Genomic DNA, 17,903 nt, shown 5'->3' on the forward strand with positions numbered 1-17,903 from the left:
TGGGTGGGGGTGTGCGTGGGTCGGTGGCTGCGGGTGCGTTGTGGCTGGTCGCGCCTGCGCGGCGGTAGCCGCATTGATACGGCCCCGCGCCCCTGAGGTGCGTGGAGGTGTGCGTGGATCAGTGGCTGCGGGTTCGTCGTGGCTGGGCACGCCTTGCGGTGGGTCCGCGAATCGATACAGCCCCGCGCCTCTCGGGTGCAGGCGCGTACGGAGCTTGGTGGGCGCGTTGCGGCCGGCCGGGCATGCCCCGCGATGGAGCCGTCGGCCGGTGTTGTCCCGCGCCGCTGAGATCTCGCGCCTCTCCGGCTCCGCGCCGCTGGGGTCTCGCCCCAGCCGGTATGCCGCTGCCCCCTCGGGATCGGCGAGAGGGCAGAGGGGGGTGGGGTGGGAGGTCAGCCGTTGCGGGGGCTGGGGAAGGTGGGGGTGCGCGGGTCCTCGCGGAGGGAAGGGCTGCCCGCCGTCGGCTGGGTGGGCATGGAGCGGGCCGCGGGGACCGTGGGGACGGTGGTGATGCCGCCGCCCACGTTGAGGGTGCGGGCGGGAGCCGGTTCCGGGGCGAGGTCCGTCGCGTCCTGTGCCGAGGCGGGGGTCGTGCGGCGGGCGCCGTAGCGACGGTGGACCGCCTGCTTCGTGACGCCGAGCGCGGAGCCGACGGCGTCCCACGAGAAGCCGAGGGAGCGGTCGAACTCGACCGCCGCCGTCACCAGCGTCTCCACGCTGTCCCGGAGTTCCTGGGCGAGGCGGACGGTGGGGGCGGGGGCGCGGCCGTAGACGACGAAGCCCGTGGAGGGGCCGGAGCGGCGGGGGCGGTAGACGTTGCCGAGCTGGGCGGTGAGCGTGCGCAGTGCGTCCACCTGGCGGCGGACCCGCTCGATGTCCCGCACCAGCAAGTGCAGGCTGGCCCGAGCCTGGGCGTCGTGGGTTGCGTGGTCGGCCATGAACAAGCCTCTCGAACCGGCGTGAAGAGATAGGGGTCAACTCTTTCTTGACCAACGCGGATTCGCTCCCCGGGTCACGGGGTGGGGGCGTATGGGCATATGCGTACGCCCCCCGGCTCGCTTTCCCGTGCCGCGAGCCCGGCTCTTAGACTGATGTGCTGGCCGTGTCCGTTCGTCTCGTCCGAGAGGTTCCGCCGTTCCATGAGGCTTGTCTTCGCAGGTACCCCAGAGGTCGCCGTTCCCGCTCTGGACGCGCTCATCGACTCCGGGCGGCACGAGGTCGTCGCGGTCGTGACGCGGCCGGACGCGCCGGCGGGGCGGGGGCGCAGGCTGGTCGCCTCGCCGGTGGCCGAGCGGGCCATGGAGGCCGGGATCGAGGTGCTGAAGCCGGCGCGCCCGCGTGAACCCGAGTTCCTGGACCGGCTCCGGGAGATCGGCCCCGACTGCTGCCCTGTCGTCGCGTACGGGGCGCTGCTGCCCAAGGTCGCGCTCGACGTGCCCGCCCGGGGCTGGGTGAACCTGCACTTCTCGCTGCTGCCCGCCTGGCGGGGTGCCGCGCCCGTGCAGCACTCGATCATGGCCGGGGACGAGATCACCGGGGCGTCCACGTTCCTCATCGAGGAAGGGCTCGACTCCGGGCCCGTGTACGGCACCGTGACGGAGGAGGTCCGGGCCACCGACACCAGCGGGGATCTCCTCACGCGCCTCGCCTTCGCCGGCGCCGGCCTGCTCGCGGCGACCATGGACGGCATCGAGGACGGGACGCTGGACGCCGTGCCGCAGCCCGCCGAGGGCATCTCCCTCGCGCCGAAGATCACCGTCGAGGACGCCCGCGTCGAGTGGCGGGCCCCGGCGCTGCGCGTCGACCGGGTCGTCCGGGGCTGCACCCCCGCGCCCGGCGCCTGGACCACGTTCCGCGGCGAGCGCCTGAAGCTGATCCAGGTGACCCCGCTGCCCGACCGCAACGGGCTCGCCCCCGGGCAGTTGGCCGTCGGGAAGAACAACGTGTACGTCGGGACCGGCTCGTACGCCGTCGAGTTGCTGTGGGTGCAGGCCCAGGGCAAGAAGCCGATGCGGGCCGCGGACTGGGCCCGGGGCGTCCGGGGGGCGGACGGGGAGACGCTGGGGCTGTAGCGCGGGTCCGGTGGGCGGCCGGGCGTCGGGTACGGGGTGGCTGGACGGGGGCCTCGTCGCCTGCCCGCGCCGACGGGGTGCCGCCGCGCCTGCCCGTGCCGCCTGGGGGGTGATGTCTCGCTGGGTGGTGTGCCGGCGCGGAGCCGGCGGATCGCATCGGCGCGTCGGCGCCTGTGGACGGCACGCGTCGCGGCCGGGCAGGCGGGCCCGCGGCAGCCGCCTCGGCTCCGGGGCGAGACCGACGGCCCCGCACGGTCACACCACCCGACGGGGCATCACCGCCTGGGGGTGCTCCCTGCTCGAAGAGCCCGAAGGAGCACGACACGGTCGCCCGCGGTCGCGGAGGGGTGTGGGTGGGTCCGGGTCGGCGGGGTCCGGTCGCGGCTGTGGGCGGGGCGCGTCGGCGGCGTAGGCTTGGCGCATCCCCCGTCCTGAAAACCGGAGCACCTTTTTCGTGAGTGAGACCTCTGCGCGCCCGCACAAGACCGGCAAGCCGTACCGGCGGCCCAAGAAGGACCCCGTCCGGATGCTGGCGTTCGAGGTGTTGCGGGCGGTGGACGAGCGGGACGCGTACGCGAATCTGGTGCTGCCCCCGCTGCTCAGGAAGGCCCGGGAGAAGGGCGACTTCGACGGGCGTGACGCCGCCCTCGCGACGGAGCTGGTGTACGGCACGCTCCGCCGACAGGGCACCTACGACTCGGTCATCGCCGCCTGTATCGACCGCCCGCTGCGCGAGGTCGACCCCCCTGTCCTCGACGTCCTAAGCCTGGGCGCCCATCAGCTGCTGGGCACCCGGATCCCCACCCACGCCGCGGTCTCCGCGTCCGTCGAGCTGGCGCGTGTCGTGCTCGGCGACGGCCGCGCCAAGTTCGTCAACGCGGTGCTGCGGAAGATCGCGCAGGACGACCTGGACGGCTGGGTGGAGAAGGTCGCCCCGCCCTACGACGACGACCCCGAGGACCACCTGGCCGTCGTCCACTCGCACCCCAGGTGGGTCGTGTCGGCGCTGTGGGACTCGCTGGGCGGCGGCAGGGCCGGCATCGAGGAGCTGCTGGCGGCGGACAACGAGCGTCCCGAGGTGACCCTCGTCGCGCGGCCCGGCAGGTCGGACGTCCGGGAGCTGCTGGCGGAGGACGCCGCCGTCCCCGGCCGCTGGTCGCCGTACGCCGCGCGGCTGACGGAGGGCGGGGAGCCCGGAGCCGTCGACGCCGTGCGCGAGGGGCGGGCCGGGGTGCAGGACGAGGGCAGTCAGCTGGTCGCGCTGGCCCTGGCGAACGCCCCCCTGGACGGCCCCGACGCACGCTGGCTCGACGGCTGCGCCGGACCCGGCGGAAAGGCCGCGCTGCTCGCCGCCCTCGCCGCCGAGCGGGGCGCGACCCTGCTGGCGTCGGAGAAGCAGCCGCACCGCGCCGGCCTGGTCGCGAAGGCGTTGGCCGGCAACCCGGGCCCGTACCAGGTCATCACGGCCGACGGCACTCGTCCGCCGTGGCGCCCCGGCGTCTTCGACCGCGTGCTGATGGACGTCCCCTGCACCGGCCTCGGCGCCCTGCGCCGCCGTCCGGAGGCCCGCTGGCGGCGTCGTCCGGAGGATCTTGAGGGGTTCGGGCCGTTGCAGCGGGGGCTGCTGCGGACGGCGCTGGAGGCGGTGCGCGTCGGCGGGGTCGTCGGGTACGCGACCTGTTCGCCGCACCTCGCGGAGACGCGGGCGGTCGTCGCGGACGTGCTCAAGCAGGTCCCGGGGGCCGACCTGATCGATGCGCGCCCCCTGCTGCCGGGTGTGCCGGGGCTGGGGGAGGGGCCGGACGTCCAGCTGTGGCCGCATGTGCACGGCACGGACGCGATGTACCTGGCCCTGATCCGCCGCACCGGCTGACCCGATCCGCCGCACCGGCTGAGCGCACCGGCCGAGTGGATCATCGTACGAAAGAGTAAAGGCGAGGCAAATGAGATCATCGCACTAAAGTCTCCCCACCTCCCCCACCGGTGCTCCCCGCCCGGCCCGGACGTGGGAGGCTAGCCCCATGGCCGTGCAGATCAACCCCAGCATCCTCTCCGCCGACTTCGCCCGCCTCGCCGACGAGGCCAAGGCCGTCGAAGGCGCCGACTGGCTCCACGTCGACGTCATGGACAACCACTTCGTCCCGAACCTCACGCTCGGCGTCCCGATCGTGGAGTCGCTGGCGAAGGCGACGGACACCCCGCTGGACTGCCACCTGATGATCGAGGACCCGGACCGCTGGGCCCCGCAGTACATCGAGGCCGGCGCCTCCTCGGTCACCTTCCACGTGGAGGCCGCCGCCGCCCCCGTCCGCCTGGCCCGCGAGATCCGCGCCAAGGGCGGCCGGGCGTCGATGGCCCTGAAGCCGGCGACGCCGATCGAGCCGTACGAGGACCTGCTCCCCGAGCTGGACATGCTGCTGATCATGACCGTCGAGCCGGGCTTCGGCGGCCAGGCGTTCCTGGACATCATGCTGCCGAAGATCCGCCGCACCCGGCAGCTCATCGACAAGCACGGCCTCGACCTCTGGCTCCAGGTCGACGGCGGTGTCTCGGCGGGCACCATCGAACGGTGCGCGGAGGCCGGCGCGGACGTCTTCGTCGCCGGTTCGGCCGTGTACGGCGCCGAGGACCCGGCCGCCGCGGTGCGCGGTCTGCGCGCCCAGGCCGAGGCCGCGTGCGACCACCGGGCCACGGGCAGGTGAACGAACCCCGTAGTGCAGCCCTTCCGGGCTGATCAAGACCGCCGGATCTGCGAGGATGAACGGCGAATCCAGAGTGTGAAACAGCAGTGAGGAGATCGCCGTGTCGGGTATGTCGGCGGGCCGTTCGGCCATGCGGATGGGACCCGCGGAGCTGGTGCAGGCGGCGGCCATGGCCCGCCGCTTCTACCTGGAGGGCAAGTCCAAGATCCAGATCGCGGAGGAGTTCGGCGTCAGCCGCTTCAAGGTGGCCCGGGTCCTGGAGACCGCGCTCGAACGGGATCTCGTCCGCATCGAGATCCGGGTACCGGCCGAGCTGGACGCCGAGCGGTCCGACGCGCTGCGCGCCCGCTACGGTCTGCGGCACGCCGTCGTGGTCGAGTCACCGGCCGAGGCGGAGGAGACCCCCGACCCCGAGAACCTGGGGGAGGTGGCCGCCGACCTGCTCGGCGAACTCGTCGACGAGGGCGACGTCCTGGGCCTGGCCTGGGGCCGCTCCACCATCCACATGGCGGCGGCCCTCGACCGGCTGCCCCCGTGCACGGTGGTGCAGCTGACGGGCGTGTACGACGCGGGCACCGCCGAGCGCGGCTCCGTGGAGGCGGTGCGCCGGGCGGCCCAGGTGTCCGGCGGCGACGCCCACCCCATCTACGCGCCCATGCTGCTGCCGGACGCGGCCACGGCCTCCGCCCTGCGCAGCCAGACGGGGATCTCCCGGGCCTTCGAGTACTTCGACAAGGTCACGGTCGCCTGCGTCTCCATCGGCTCCTGGGAGCCGGGCATCTCCACGGTCCACGACATGCTGACGGACGAGGAGCGGGCCCACTACTCCTCGCTCGGCGTCGCGGCCGAGATGTCCGCGCACCTCTTCGACTCCGACGGACGCCGGGTCGGCCGCGACCTCGGCGAGCGGTGCATCACCGTCAAGGCCGACCAGCTCCGCCGGATCCCCGAGGTCGTCGCGATCGCGGGCGGGCAGCGCAAGGCGGCGGCGATCGACGCGGTGCTCAGGTCGGGGCTGGTCACCAGCCTCGTCACGGACACCTCGGCGGCGGACTACCTGATGGCGGCGGGGCCCACCCCCAAGCCGGCGCTGAACCGCGCCGACCCGGACGGACCCTGACAGAAGGTCACCCGGTGACGGCCGTGGCAGCATCGGCGTCATGCTGCTGCGGTTCGTCTCCCGGGTGTTGCTGTGTCTGCTGGTCCTGGTCGGAGGTGTCGCCGGATGTTCGTCGGAACACCGCGCCCAGGATGCGACCGGCCTCGCCACCGTCAAGGCCGCCGACCTCCCCGCCGAGGCGCGCAGGACCCTCGCCCTCATCGACAAGGGCGGGCCCTATCCCTACTCCCGCGACGGCGTCGTCTTCGGGAACTTCGAGGGGCGGCTGCCGAAGCGGAAGCGCGGCTACTACCACGAGTACACGGTGAAGACCCCGGGTTCGCGCGACCGGGGCGCCCGGCGCATTGTCACGGGACAGGGCGGCGAGATCTACTACACCGATGATCACTACGACTCGTTCCGGACGGTACTGAGATGACCGACATCGTGATCGACCTCGACGGCGTCACCGACAGGCCCGGCCTGATGGACCGTTTCGCCGACGGCCTGAACCTGCCCGACTGGTTCGGCCGCAACTGGGACGCGCTGGCCGACGTCCTGCGTGATGTCCCCGAGGGGCGGCGGGTCGTCGTCCGGGACTGGCGGGCGTACGCCAAGGCGCGGCCCGAGGAGTGGGAGATCGCGCTCGACGTCCTCCAGGAGGCCGACCTGCCGGTCGTCCTCGCCCTGTAGGAAGCTCCAGACGCCGCCCCCGCAGCCTGGACGTTTCTCCCGGAGTCCGATTCGGACCCTTCGTGGGAGAATCAAGTACGTGCGTTTTCTCAATGACATCAAGCCCGCGTACGACCTCACCTACGACGACGTCTTCATGGTGCCCAGCCGCAGCGCGGTCGGCTCGCGCCAGGCCGTGGACCTCCGCTCGCCGGACGGCACGGGGACGACGATCCCGCTGGTCGTCGCCAACATGACCGCGATCGCGGGGCGCCGGATGGCCGAGACGGTCGCCCGGCGCGGCGGGCTCGTCGTCATTCCGCAGGACATCCCCATCGACGTCGTCACGGACGTCGTCGGCTGGGTCAAGAGCCGGCACCTCGTCCTCGACACCCCCATCGTGCTCTCGCCCCAGCAGACCGTCGCCGACGCGCTCGCGCTGCTGCCGAAGCGGGCGCACAACGCCGGGGTCGTCGTCGACGGGGAGCGCCGGCCCGTCGGCGTCGTCACCGACCAGGACCTCACCGGCGTCGACCGGTTCACGCAGCTCGGCGAGGTCATGTCGCGTGACCTGCTGCTGCTCGACGCGGACATCGACCCCCGCGAGGCGTTCAACACGCTCGACGGCGCGAACCGCCGGTACGCGCCCGCCGTCGACGCGGACGGCAGGCTCGCGGGCATCCTCACCCGCAAGGGCGCGCTGCGGGCCACGCTCTACAGCCCCGCCGTCGACGGCGAGGGGCGGCTGCGGATCGCCGCCGCCGTCGGGATCAACGGGGACGTCGCGGGCAAGGCCAAGCAGCTCCTCGACGCCGGGGTGGACACGCTCGTCATCGACACGGCGCACGGGCACCAGGAGTCGATGATCAGCGCGATCCGTACCGTGCGGGCGCTGGACCCCAGGGTGCCGATCGTCGCCGGGAACATCGTCTCCGCCGAGGGCGTGCGGGACCTCATCGAGGCCGGCGCCGACATCATCAAGGTCGGGGTGGGCCCCGGCGCGATGTGCACGACCCGCATGATGACCGGCGTCGGCCGGCCGCAGTTCTCCGCCGTCCTCGAATGCGCCGCCGAGGCCCGCAAGCACGGCAAGCACGTCTGGGCCGACGGCGGTGTCCGCCACCCCCGCGACGTCGCGATGGCGCTGGCCGCCGGGGCGTCCAACGTGATGATCGGCTCCTGGTTCGCCGGCACGTACGAGTCGCCGGGCGACCTCCAGCAGGACGCGAACGGGCGCCTCTACAAGGAGTCCTTCGGCATGGCCTCCGCGCGCGCCGTGCGCAACCGCACCTCCGACGAGTCCGCCTACGACCGCGCCCGCAAGGCCCTGTTCGAGGAGGGCATCTCCACGTCCCGCATGTTCCTCGACCCGGCCCGCCCCGGCGTGGAGGACCTGATCGACTCCGTCATCGCCGGCGTCCGCTCCTCCTGCACCTACGCGGGCGCCGGCTCCCTCGCCGAGTTCGAGGAGAAGGCCGTCGTCGGCATCCAGAGCGCGGCGGGCTACGCGGAGGGCAAGCCGCTGCACGCGAGCTGGAGTTGACGGCTGGCGGACCGGGGTGGGCGCGTTCTGGCGCCGTGCGCATGGAGATCATGGCCTGCCGCTTCCGCGACCTCTTCACGCTGGAGGAGGTGATGCCGTCGAACAGTGTCGACGGCAGTCACCCCGCCCGCTTCGCCCGGCAGCGGGGCGGGCGCGGCACCTACCTGATCCCCTGGCTGGACGGCCGGCCCGTCGGGCACGCGGAGGTCCGCTGGACCGGCTGCGAGGCGCCCGAGGTGCAGGCCGCCCACCCCGGCTGCCCCGAGATCAACGGCCTGTTCGTCTGGCCCGAGGAACTGCGCTCGCAGGGCATCGGGACGGCGCTGATCCGGGCCGCCGAGGAACCGGCGCTCACGCGGGCGCGGCTCGGGTACCGGCCCGGTGTGCGGTACGTCGACCGGTGGTCCTACCGCGACCCGGCCGGCGGCCTCCAGGAGCACGCCGACCGTGCCGGTTCCTCACCAGAGGGCTGAGCTGCTGAGATCGGCTCGGGGCGTGGTCTACTGCGGTATGTGTTGAACGACCTGGACGAACGTATCGTGCACGCTCTCGCCGAGGACGCCCGGCGGTCCTACGCGGACATCGGGCAGCTCGTCGGGCTGTCGGCGCCGGCTGTGAAGCGGCGGGTGGACCGGTTGCGGGAGAGCGGGGCGATCACCGGGTTCACCGTCCGGGTCGACCCGGTGGCGTTGGGGTGGCAGACCGAGGGGTTCGTCGAGATCTACTGCCGGCGCAACACCACGCCGGACACGATCCGACGGGGGCTCGAGCGGTACCAGGAGGTGGTGGCCGCGTCGACCGTCACCGGGGACGCCGACGCCGTCGCGCAGGTCTTCGCCTCCGACATGCGGCACTTCGAGCGGGTGCTCGAGCGGATCGCGGGGGAGCCGTTCGTGGAGCGGACGAAGTCGGTGCTGGTGCTGTCGCCGCTGCTGAGGCGGTTCTCGCCCCGTTGAGGGGCCTGCGCTCGCCCCGTCGAGGGGCCCGCGCAACGAATCGCCGCCCCGGCCTCCCCTTGCGCAACGAATCGCTCAGCGGTGTGCAATGGGTGCCTATTGTCCGCCCGGCCCGGCCGACCGTACGGTCTTATCTGGCCCCCGACACCCCTTCCGCCCCAGGTGAGGACACGTATGCGCATCGCCCTGCTCCAGAGTTCCGGACGTCCGGGCTCGGTCGGCGAGAACCTGAAGGTGCTCGGCGAGGCGGCCGGGCGGGCGGCGCGGGCGGGGGCGGAGCTGCTGGTGGCGCCGGAGCTGTTCCTGACGGGATACGCGATCGGCGACGGCGTCGGACGCCTTGCGGAACCGGCCGACGGCGACTCGGCGGACGCGGTCGCGGACCTTGCCGCGCGGCACGGCCTGGCGATCGCGTACGGGTACCCCGAGCGGGCCGGGGACGACGTCTTCAACGCCGCCCAGGTGATCTCGGCGACCGGCGACCGGCTCGCGGGCTACCGCAAGACCCACCTCTTCGGCTGCTTCGAGCGCGACCACTTCACCCCCGGCGAGCAGCCCGTCGTCCAGGCGGAACTGGGCGGGCTGAGGGTCGGCCTGATGATCTGCTACGACGTCGAGTTCCCGGAGAACGTCCGGGCGCACGCCCTCGCCGGCACCGACCTCCTGATCGTCCCGACGGCCCAGATGAGCCCCTTCCAGTTCGTCGCCGAGTCGATGATCCCGGTGCGCGCGTTCGAGAGCCAGCTGTACCTCGCGTACGTCAACCGGGTCGGTGAGGAAGGGGAGTTCGACTTCGTCGGCCTGTCCGTGCTGGCCGGGCCCGACGGTATCGCCCGCGCCCGCGCCGGGAAGGACGAGGAACTGCTGCTCGCCGATATCGACCCCGTCCTCCTCGCCGCCTCCCGCGAGGCCAACCCCTATCTCGCCGACCGCCGTCCGGACCTGTACCGGTCCCTGACCCGCTAGGAACTCGAACCCCGATGACGTCCATGGTGCCCAACGCGGTGGAGCACACCGACGCGCAGCAGCCGCCGATCACGATGTTCGGGCCGGACTTCCCCTACGCCTACGACGACTACCTCGCCCACCCGGCCGGGCTCGGGCAGATCCCCGCGACCGAGCACGGCGCCGAGGTCGCGATCATCGGCGGCGGCCTGTCGGGGATCGTCGCCGCGTACGAACTGATGCGGATGGGCCTCAAGCCGGTCGTGTACGAGGCCGATCAGATCGGCGGGCGGCTGCGGACGGTCGGCTTCGAGGGCTGCGACCCCTCGCTGACCGCCGAGATGGGCGCGATGCGCTTCCCGCCGTCCTCCACGGCGCTCCAGCACTACATCGACCTCGTCGGCCTTGAGACCCGCCCGTTCCCCAACCCCCTCGCGGAGACGACGCCTTCGACGGTCGTCGACCTCAAGGGCGAGTCCCACTACGCCGAGACGATCGACGACCTCCCGCAGGTGTACCGGGACGTCGCCGAGGCGTGGGCCAAGTGCCTTGAGGAAGGCGCCGAGTTCAGCGAGATGAACCGGGCGCTGCGCGAGCGGGACGTCCCCCGGATCCGGGAGATCTGGGCGCGGCTCGTCGAACAGCTCGACAACCAGACGTTCTACGGGTTCCTGTGCGCCTCCGAGGCGTTCAGGTCGTTCAGGCACCGCGAGATCTTCGGCCAGGTCGGCTTCGGCACCGGCGGCTGGGACACCGACTTCCCCAACTCGATCCTGGAGATCCTGCGCGTCGTCTACACCGAGGCCGACGACCACCACCGGGGCATCGTCGGCGGCTCGCAGCAACTCCCCCTGCGGCTCTGGGAGTCGGCGCCCGAGAAGCTGGTCCACTGGCCCTACGGGACGTCCCTCAAGACCCTGCACGCCGGCGGTGAACCCCGGCCCGCCGTCACCCGCCTGCACCGCACCGCCGGGAACCGGATCACCGTCACCGACGCGGACGGCGAGATCCGCACGTACCGGGCGGCCGTGTTCACCGCGCAGTCCTGGATGCTGCTGTCCAAGATCGTGTGCGACGACGACCTCTTCCCGGTCGACCACTGGACGGCCATCGAGCGCACCCACTACATGGAGAGCTCCAAGCTGTTCGTCCCCGTCGACCGCCCGTTCTGGCTCGACAAGGACCCGGTGACCGGGCGCGACGTCATGTCGATGACCCTCACCGACCGGATGACGCGCGGGACCTACCTCCTCGACGACGGCCCCGACAAGCCGGCGGTGATCTGCCTCTCGTACACCTGGTGCGACGACAGCCTCAAGTGGCTGCCGCTGTCGGCGAACGAGCGGATGGAGGTCATGCTGAAGTCGCTCGGCGAGATCTATCCGGACGTCGACATCAGGCGGCACGTCATCGGCAGCCCGGTGACCGTGTCCTGGGAGAACGAGCCTTATTTCATGGGCGCGTTCAAGGCCAACCTGCCCGGTCACTACCGCTACCAGCGGCGCCTGTTCACCCACTTCATGCAGGACCGGCTGCCGGCCGACAGCCGGGGGCTGTTCCTCGCCGGTGACGACATCTCCTGGACCGCCGGATGGGCCGAGGGGGCCGTGCAGACCGCGTTGAACGCCGTGTGGGGCGTCATGCACCACTTCGGCGGCGAGACCGACGCGAGCAACCCGGGTCCTGGGGACGTGTACGACGAGATCGCGCCGGTCGAACTTCCCGAAGACTGAGGCCGGTTGGTCAACTCTCGTCGCGGGAGCGTCAGTCGGGCAGCGGGGTGAGCAGCATGCGCCCCGCGAAGCCGACCGCCGCGTCCAGCCGTTCCCCGAACTCCTCGGTGAGATCGGGGAACCGGCGCAGCGCCCACAGCGCACGCGCCGCCGACCAGGTCGCCGACCGCGCCCGCTCCAGACTCCAGGAACCCAGCAGATGGGTGAGCGGATCGGCGAGCTGGAGCAGGTCGGGGCCCGGCATCAACTCCTCCCGGATCCGCTCCTCCAGCGTCACGAGGAGATCGCCGACCTGGTCGAACTCGTCCTCCAGCTCGGCCGGTTCACACCCCAGCTCGTGGCAGGCGTCCACGACGGCGAGCGCCAGGTCGTGCCCGATGTGCGCGTTGATCCCGGCCAGCGCGAACTGCAGCGGACGCACGCCCGGATGGCGGCGCATCTGGAACAGGGGGCGCCAACAGGCGGGCGTCCGGCGGTCGTTCACCATCGCGTCGACGGCGTCCAGGTACCGCTCGGCGAACCGCACGTCCAGGGCCGCCGCCGCACGCGGGTCCGCGAAACCGCCCCGGTCGATCCGCCGGTCCACCTCCTCGGTGACGGCCAGATAGACCCGGTTGAACACCGCGACGCCGTCCCGCGCGGGCAGCCCCGACTCCAGGGCCCGCATCCGGGCGATCACCGCATCGACGGCGGACGACGTGAACTGCTGCGACTCCGGCATGGGGGAAGGGTGCCAGGGGCGGGGCCGGTTGGGGAGGGAGAGCGCCGGGCTTCGCCGGAACGAGGGACACCGCGCCTCAGTCGCGGGACGCCGCCGCCTCCGGCGTCCGCACCCGCTCCGCGCCCCGCAGCACCCCCGCGAACAGCAGCAGCCCGCACGACAGGGCCGTCACCACCCCGAACGACACGGTCAGGTTTGTCGCGTGGGCCACCCCGCCGATCAGGCTCGGCGCGATCAGCCCGGACGTGTAGGTGATCGTCGCGACGCCCGCGATCGCCTGGCTCGGGTTCGGCCCCGCGTGCCCGGCCGCCGCGAAGCACAGCGGGACGACGACGGCGATCCCGAGCCCCGTCAGCCCGAACCCGGCCATCGCGACGGCCGGTTGCTCCGCGACGACGACGAGGAGGCCGCCCGCGACCGCCAGCACGCCGCCCGCGCGGACGCCGCGCACGACGCCGTACCGGTTGACGACGGCGTCCCCGGCCAGCCTCGCGATCGCCATCGTCAGCATGAAGCCGGTCGCGCAGGCCGCCGCGAGCCCCGCCGACGCCGCGAGGCGGTCCTTCAGGTACACCGCCGCCCAGTCCATGCTGGCGCCCTCCGCGAACACCGCGCAGAAGCCGACGGCGCCGATCAGCAGGGCCGAGCGGGGCGGCAGCGTGAAACGCGGGGGCGCCTCCTCTTCCTCGGCCGGACGCAGGTCCAGGACCCAGCGGCAGACGAGCACGCCGAGGAGGGTCAGGACCAGCGACGCGATGCCGTGGTGCACGCGCGCGTCCACGTCCAGGTGGGCGGCCAGGGTGCCGGCGCCCGAGCCGATCAGGGTGCCCACGCTCCACATGCCGTGCAGGCCCGACATGATCGACTTGCCGAGGCGGTGCTCGATCTCGACGCCCATCGCGTTCATCGCGACGTCCGCCATGCCCGCCGTCGCGCCGTACACGAACATCGCGAGGCACGCGGTCAGGAGGTTCGTGGCGAGGGAGGGGAGGACCAGGGAGAGGGTCCACAGGGCGAGCAGCAGGCGCAGCGCCGTGCGGCTGCCCAGGTGGTGGGTGATCCAGCCCGCCAGCGGCATCGCGCAGGCCGCGCCGAACGCGGTGAACGCCAGCGCGAAGCCGAGCTGTCCCGCGCCGAGGCCCGCGTGGTCCTGGATCCACGGGACGCGGGTCGCGAACGAGCCCGTCACGCCGCCGTGCACGGCGAACACCGCCGCTATGGCGTACCGGCCCCGCTGTACCTCGGCGCCCATGCGCTGCCCTCCCCTGTCGTGTCCAGGCCCTTGCCGTGTCCGGGCCCTTGCCGTGCCCGGCTCGGAAACTATCAGGGACCCTTCCTGATAAAAAGAGGGGAACTACGGTTCGATACGGCTCGGGCCATGGGAGGATCCCGGCATGCCCGCATCACCGAGCACGGCCCGCGCCATCAACGACCGGCTCGCGCTGCGCCTGCTCCAGCGGGAGGGCCCGCTGACGGCCGGGCGCCTGAAGCAGCTCACGGGGCTCTCCCGGCCCACGGTCGCCGACCTCGTCGAACGGCTCACCGCCGCCGGGCTCGTCGAGGTCGTCGGGGAGTCCGGCGCGCACCGCCGGGGGCCCAACGCGAAGCTCTACGGCATCGTCGCCTCGCGCGCCCACCTCGCCGCGCTCGACGTCCGCACCGACAGCGTCACCGTCCTCGTCGCCGACCTCGTCGGGCGGGTCCTGTCCGAGGCGTCCGCCCCGATCGGCGGCGACACCGGGACCGGGCCCGCGCTGGAACAGACGGTCGCCCTCGTGGAACGCGCCGCGAAAGAGGCCGGCGCCGACTCCCTCCACACCCTCTGCATCGGCGCCCCCGGCCTCATCGACCCCGCCACCGGCGACCTCCGCGACTCCAACGGCCTCCCCCTCTGGCACCGCCGCCTCGTCACCACCCTCCAGGGCCACTTCCCCGCCGCCCGCGTCCTCGTCGAGAACGAGACCAACCTCGCCGCCCTCGCCGAACGCGACGAAGGCGTGGCCCAGGATCGCGACACCTTCGTCCTCCTGTGGCTCGGCCAGGGCATCGGCGCCGCCGTGGTCCTCGACGGCACCCTGCGCCGGGGCGCCTCCGGCGGCACCGGCGAGATCGGCTTCCTCCCCGTTCCCGGCGCGGTCCTGCCCTCGGCCCTCGACTGCCAGGGCGGCTTCCACTCCATGGCCGGCGGCTGGGCCGTCGAACGGCTCGCCGGAGAGTTCGGGCTGACGGGGGAGGGGGCGGCCGCGCTGGTGCGGAGGGCTGTGGAGGCGGAGGTGAGCGGAGGCGGCTTCGCGCCCGGGGGCGGACCTGACCCGGCACACGGTGCCGGGCCGGGGAGCGCGGCTGTCCTCACGCCGGACGGCGGAACCGCCGGGGTGCCGGGGGCCGGCCCGGTGCCGGGCGCTGCGACCGCCTCTGTTCCGGGTGGCCGAACTGGTCGGGTGTCGGGTGCTGGGGCTGATTTCGGGCGGAGTGGCGGAAATGTCTCCGGGGTGAGTGTCGGTGCCGGTGGCCCTGCGGCGGGTGCTGCAACCCCTTCCGTGTCGGGCGGCGGGACCGCCGGGGTGCGGGGGGCCGGCCCGGTGTCGGGTGCTGCGACTGCCTCTGTTCCGGGTGGCCGAACTGGTCGGGTGTTGGGTGCTGGGGCTGATTTCGGGCGGAGTGGCGGAAATGTCTCCGGGGTGAGTGTTGGTGCCGGTGGCCCTGCGGCGGGTGCCGCAACCCCTTCCGTGTCGGGCGGCGGGACCGCCGGGGTGCCGGGGGCCGGCCCGGTGTCGGGCGCTGCGACCGCCTCTGTTCCGGGTGGCCGAACTGGTCGGGTGTTGGGTGCTGGGGCTGATTTCGGGCGGAGTGGCGGAAATGTCTCCGGGGTGAGTGTCGGTGCTGGCGGCCCTGCGGCGGGTGCCGCAACCCCTTCCGCGTCGGGCGGCGGGACCGCCGGGGTGCCGGGGGCCGGCTCCGTGCCAGGGGCTGCGACTGCCTCCGCGCCGGGTTCCGAAAGCCCCCCCGTCCCAGGTGCTGGGGACGGCTCCGCGCTCGATCCTGTGCCGGGCGGTGCGGTCGGATCCGGCCCGACGCCGGTCGGTCTTGATGCCGGTCGTTTTCTCGACGCGCTCGCCGACCGGATCGCGCTGGGCGTCGCCTCTGTCGTCGCGGTGCTCGATCCTGGGTGTGTGGTGCTCGGTGGGGAGGTCGGGCGGGCGGGTGGGGGTGTGCTGGCGAGGAAGGTCGAGGGGCGGATTCGGGGGATGGCGCCGCTGGTGACGGAGGTGAGGGCGAGCGGGCTGGGGGGCGGGGCTGTGCTGCGGGGGGCGTTGTCGACGGCGCGGGAGGCCGCGCAGGACGAGGTGTTCGGGGGAGGTTAGGGCTGGCGGGTGCGTAGGTAGGACTCGAACGTGCCCTTCCCTACTGCGTGTTCGGGAGCCAGGTGGCCCCCTGCGCGGAACGCCCGGTAGGCGGCGCCCCCCAGGCGGACCGGGACCAGGAGACGCCGCTTGCCCCGCGCCCGCAGGTACGCGCGGGCCAGCGACTCGAACGTCCGCACCTCGGGGCCGCCCATGTCGGCGACCCGGCCCGAAGGCTCGCCCGAGGCCAACTCGGCGAGGCGCGCGGCGACTTCGGTGACCTCGACGGGCTGGTCACGGACGCCGGAGAGGACCGGCATCAGGGGCGACTTGGCCAGCGTCGCCATGAACTGCGCGACCAGTTCGTGGAATTGGGTGGCCCGCAGGACCGTCCAGCCCAACCCCGAGTCCTCCAGCATGCGTTCGACGGCGAGCTTGGACCGGTAGTAGCCGTAGGGCACCCGGTCCACCCCCACGATCGAGATGTAGACGACGTGCCCGACCCCCGCCGCCCGCGCCGCGTCGAACAGATGCCGGGCCGCCGTCTCGTCACCCCCGCGCGGCGAACTCGCGCAGTGCACGACGGTGTCGACGCCCGTCAGCGCGGCGCCCAGCGCGGGCCCCCCGACGGACAGATCGACGGCGTGCTCAGGCCCGCGCCGGCTGAGCACCCGCACCTCGTGCCCGTCCGCGCGCAGCAGCCCGACGACGGGCCGCCCGAGCGTCCCCGTCCCTCCGGTCACCAGAATCGTCGCCATGCCGAACCCCTTTCAGCGGTGAGACGTCCGCCTGACACCACTGAGACAACGCGACCCCGCGAAATGTGACACCCGCCGCTCAGTCCGCGAGTTGCCGCCGCACGAACCCCAGCTTCTCGGGGTTCAACACGGCCCGCACCTCCGTGACGACCCCGTCCCGGCACACGACGTCCGCCGTGCCGATGAGGAGGGCGCCGTCCCAGATCAACACCGCCGGTGCGCCGTTGAGTTCGGCGACGGTGAACGTCATGCCGGCGAGGTGATGCCGGAAGATCCCCGCCGTGAAACGGGCCACCTTCGCCCGCCCGAGGACCGGCCGCACCGCCGACGACGCCTTGCCGCCCCCGTCGCCCCACCAGGTGACATCGGCGGCGAGGAGCTTTTCGAGCCCCGCGAGGTCACCGTCCTGCGCGGCCGCGAGGAAGGAGGCCACCAACGAGGCCCGCTGCCCGGCGTCCGGCTCGAACCGCGCCCGCTCCTCGGCGATCCGCCGCTCCGCCCGCCGGTACAGCTGACGGCAGTTGGCCTCCGTCAGATCGAGCACCCCCGCGATCTCCGCGTGCCCGTAGGCGAACGCCTCGCGCAGTACGTACACCGCGCGCTCGGTCGGTGTCAGCCGCTCCAGCAGGACGAGGAGCGCGAGCGAGACCGCGTCGCGCTGTTCGGCCGTCTCCAGGGGCCCGAGCGCGCCCCCGGACGTGACGACCGGCTCCGGCAGCCACGTCCCGACGTACCGCTCCCGGCGCGCCCGCGCCGAGGTCAGCCGGTTGAGGCACAGGTTCGTCGCGACCTTCGCCAGCCACGCGCCGACGTTCCCGATGGCCGCCCGGTCCGCGCCGGCGAACCGCAGGTAGACGTCCTGGACGGTGTCCTCCGCCTCCTCGGCGGACCCCAGCATCCGGTAGGCCAGCCCGAACAGGCGGGGGCGGTGGGTCTCGAACTCCTCGGCGAGCGCGGTCGTCATGAGGACACTGTGCCCCAACCCCCGTACGCAGCGTGCCGGACCGCTCCCTGTGAGCCACCCCACACACTTCACCCGTATGGACCACGGTCCGTCGTGGCACACTGGCCGTGTACCAATAGCAGCGCACTCCGGGGTCGGTGAAAGTCCGAACCGGCGGTTACAGTCCGCGACCCGATCGCTTCCAGCGATCGGTTGACCAGGTGGAATTCCTGGACCGACGGTTAAAGTCCGGATGGGAGGCAGTGCGCGGCGGGCAGGCCCTTCGAGGTGTGCCGCCGTATGTGTGCTCGTCCGTGGACGAGTGCGTCCGGCGACCCTCCCCGAGTGTGCTCCTGTCCGTGTTTCTGTCGTTTCTCGACAGGCCCCGGAGTCCGTGCCCGACTGTGGCAGGAGG

At 72.9% G+C, this 17,903-nt stretch carries 16 protein-coding genes, 1 pseudogene and 1 riboswitch; of the genes and pseudogenes, 12 read left to right on the plus strand and 5 right to left on the minus strand.

The annotated features are described in order from the left end of the window. Positions 1-392: 392 nt before the first annotated feature. The gene (locus IAG44_RS33245; protein WP_187750784.1) at positions 393-938 is read right to left on the minus strand and encodes a hypothetical protein; all 546 of its coding nucleotides are present in this window, start codon (positions 936-938) and stop codon (positions 393-395) included. 201 nt (positions 939-1,139) lie between these two features. Here IAG44_RS33245 and fmt point away from each other — a divergent pair, with 201 nt between their 5' ends. The 11 genes from fmt to IAG44_RS33300 all read left to right on the plus strand — a co-directional run bounded on the left by fmt (position 1,140) and on the right by IAG44_RS33300 (position 11,722). Next, positions 1,140-2,072: a methionyl-tRNA formyltransferase gene (gene fmt / locus IAG44_RS33250; RefSeq protein WP_187750785.1), complete on the plus strand. Its 933-nt coding sequence runs from the start codon at positions 1,140-1,142 to the stop codon at positions 2,070-2,072. A gap of 454 nt (positions 2,073-2,526) precedes the next feature. Continuing rightward, positions 2,527-3,945, plus strand: coding sequence for an RsmB/NOP family class I SAM-dependent RNA methyltransferase (locus IAG44_RS33255; protein WP_187750786.1), 1,419 nt, complete (start codon positions 2,527-2,529; stop codon positions 3,943-3,945). A 148-nt stretch (positions 3,946-4,093) separates the two neighbouring features. Then, positions 4,094-4,774, plus strand: a complete 681-nt coding sequence (gene rpe / locus IAG44_RS33260) for a ribulose-phosphate 3-epimerase (RefSeq protein WP_187750787.1) — start codon at positions 4,094-4,096, stop codon at positions 4,772-4,774. 109 nt (positions 4,775-4,883) lie between these two features. Beyond that, on the plus strand, positions 4,884-5,894 hold the full coding sequence (locus IAG44_RS33265) for a sugar-binding transcriptional regulator (RefSeq protein ID WP_187752944.1): 1,011 nt from the start codon (positions 4,884-4,886) through the stop codon (positions 5,892-5,894). Positions 5,895-5,934: 40 nt separating this feature from the next. Next, the gene (locus IAG44_RS33270) at positions 5,935-6,312 is read left to right on the plus strand and encodes a guanyl-specific ribonuclease (RefSeq protein ID WP_187750788.1); all 378 of its coding nucleotides are present in this window, start codon (positions 5,935-5,937) and stop codon (positions 6,310-6,312) included. After that, complete coding sequence (locus IAG44_RS33275) at positions 6,309-6,566, plus strand: barstar family protein (RefSeq protein WP_187750789.1); 258 nt, start codon at positions 6,309-6,311, stop codon at positions 6,564-6,566. The genes IAG44_RS33270 and IAG44_RS33275 overlap by 4 nt, the downstream gene beginning before the upstream one ends. 79 nt (positions 6,567-6,645) lie before the next feature. Beyond that, complete coding sequence (locus IAG44_RS33280) at positions 6,646-8,088, plus strand: GuaB1 family IMP dehydrogenase-related protein (RefSeq protein WP_187750790.1); 1,443 nt, start codon at positions 6,646-6,648, stop codon at positions 8,086-8,088. Between the two features lie 41 nt (positions 8,089-8,129). Continuing rightward, a complete protein-coding gene (locus IAG44_RS33285; protein ID WP_187752945.1) occupies positions 8,130-8,561 on the plus strand; it encodes a GNAT family N-acetyltransferase in 432 nt (143 codons plus the stop codon). 39 nt (positions 8,562-8,600) lie between these two features. Beyond that, complete coding sequence (locus IAG44_RS33290; protein WP_187750791.1) at positions 8,601-9,044, plus strand: Lrp/AsnC family transcriptional regulator; 444 nt, start codon at positions 8,601-8,603, stop codon at positions 9,042-9,044. Between the two features lie 174 nt (positions 9,045-9,218). Beyond that, entirely contained in the window at positions 9,219-10,010 is a 792-nt protein-coding gene (locus IAG44_RS33295; protein ID WP_187750792.1) for a carbon-nitrogen hydrolase family protein, read from the plus strand. A 14-nt stretch (positions 10,011-10,024) separates the two neighbouring features. Further along, entirely contained in the window at positions 10,025-11,722 is a 1,698-nt protein-coding gene (locus IAG44_RS33300; protein ID WP_187750793.1) for a flavin monoamine oxidase family protein, read from the plus strand. A gap of 31 nt (positions 11,723-11,753) precedes the next feature. On the opposite strand, the gene IAG44_RS33305 is transcribed toward IAG44_RS33300, so the two are convergent. Continuing rightward, positions 11,754-12,443, minus strand: coding sequence for a DUF5995 family protein (locus tag IAG44_RS33305; RefSeq protein ID WP_187750794.1), 690 nt, complete (start codon positions 12,441-12,443; stop codon positions 11,754-11,756). 76 nt (positions 12,444-12,519) lie between these two features. After that, positions 12,520-13,695, minus strand: coding sequence for an MFS transporter (locus tag IAG44_RS33310; RefSeq protein WP_187750795.1), 1,176 nt, complete (start codon positions 13,693-13,695; stop codon positions 12,520-12,522). A gap of 142 nt (positions 13,696-13,837) precedes the next feature. On the opposite strand from IAG44_RS33310, the pseudogene IAG44_RS33315 reads away from it, so the two are divergent. Then, positions 13,838-14,731: pseudogene (locus IAG44_RS33315) on the plus strand (ROK family transcriptional regulator); the annotation flags it as partial. 1,073 nt (positions 14,732-15,804) lie between these two features. Here IAG44_RS33315 and IAG44_RS33325 read toward each other — a convergent pair. Beyond that, the gene (locus IAG44_RS33325; RefSeq protein WP_187750796.1) at positions 15,805-16,545 is read right to left on the minus strand and encodes an SDR family oxidoreductase; all 741 of its coding nucleotides are present in this window, start codon (positions 16,543-16,545) and stop codon (positions 15,805-15,807) included. 79 nt (positions 16,546-16,624) lie between these two features. Then, positions 16,625-17,509 (minus strand): RNA polymerase sigma-70 factor, encoded by an 885-nt coding sequence (locus IAG44_RS33330; protein WP_187750797.1) that lies wholly within the window; start codon positions 17,507-17,509, stop codon positions 16,625-16,627. A gap of 119 nt (positions 17,510-17,628) precedes the next feature. After that, a riboswitch (FMN riboswitch) is annotated at positions 17,629-17,759 on the plus strand. The last annotated feature ends 144 nt before the right edge of the window (positions 17,760-17,903 follow it).

This window comes from Streptomyces roseirectus (genome assembly GCF_014489635.1).
Taxonomy (GTDB): domain Bacteria; phylum Actinomycetota; class Actinomycetes; order Streptomycetales; family Streptomycetaceae; genus Streptomyces; species Streptomyces roseirectus.

Bases quoted from the DNA above. Each gene is read 5' to 3' on its own strand.
- IAG44_RS33265 (WP_187752944.1), top strand. From the start codon at position 4,884: ATGTCGGCGGGCCGTTCGGCCATGCGGATGGGACCCGCGGAGCTGGTG.
- IAG44_RS33245 (WP_187750784.1), bottom strand. From the start codon at position 938: ATGGCCGACCACGCAACCCACGACGCCCAGGCTCGGGCCAGCCTGCAC.
- IAG44_RS33270 (WP_187750788.1), top strand. From the start codon at position 5,935: ATGCTGCTGCGGTTCGTCTCCCGGGTGTTGCTGTGTCTGCTGGTCCTG.
- IAG44_RS33325 (WP_187750796.1), bottom strand. From the start codon at position 16,545: ATGGCGACGATTCTGGTGACCGGAGGGACGGGGACGCTCGGGCGGCCC.
- IAG44_RS33285 (WP_187752945.1), top strand. From the start codon at position 8,130: ATGGAGATCATGGCCTGCCGCTTCCGCGACCTCTTCACGCTGGAGGAG.
- fmt (WP_187750785.1), top strand. From the start codon at position 1,140: ATGAGGCTTGTCTTCGCAGGTACCCCAGAGGTCGCCGTTCCCGCTCTG.
- IAG44_RS33300 (WP_187750793.1), top strand. From the start codon at position 10,025: ATGACGTCCATGGTGCCCAACGCGGTGGAGCACACCGACGCGCAGCAG.
- IAG44_RS33310 (WP_187750795.1), bottom strand. From the start codon at position 13,695: ATGGGCGCCGAGGTACAGCGGGGCCGGTACGCCATAGCGGCGGTGTTC.
- IAG44_RS33295 (WP_187750792.1), top strand. From the start codon at position 9,219: ATGCGCATCGCCCTGCTCCAGAGTTCCGGACGTCCGGGCTCGGTCGGC.
- IAG44_RS33330 (WP_187750797.1), bottom strand. From the start codon at position 17,509: ATGACGACCGCGCTCGCCGAGGAGTTCGAGACCCACCGCCCCCGCCTG.
- IAG44_RS33275 (WP_187750789.1), top strand. From the start codon at position 6,309: ATGACCGACATCGTGATCGACCTCGACGGCGTCACCGACAGGCCCGGC.
- IAG44_RS33305 (WP_187750794.1), bottom strand. From the start codon at position 12,443: ATGCCGGAGTCGCAGCAGTTCACGTCGTCCGCCGTCGATGCGGTGATC.
- rpe (WP_187750787.1), top strand. From the start codon at position 4,094: ATGGCCGTGCAGATCAACCCCAGCATCCTCTCCGCCGACTTCGCCCGC.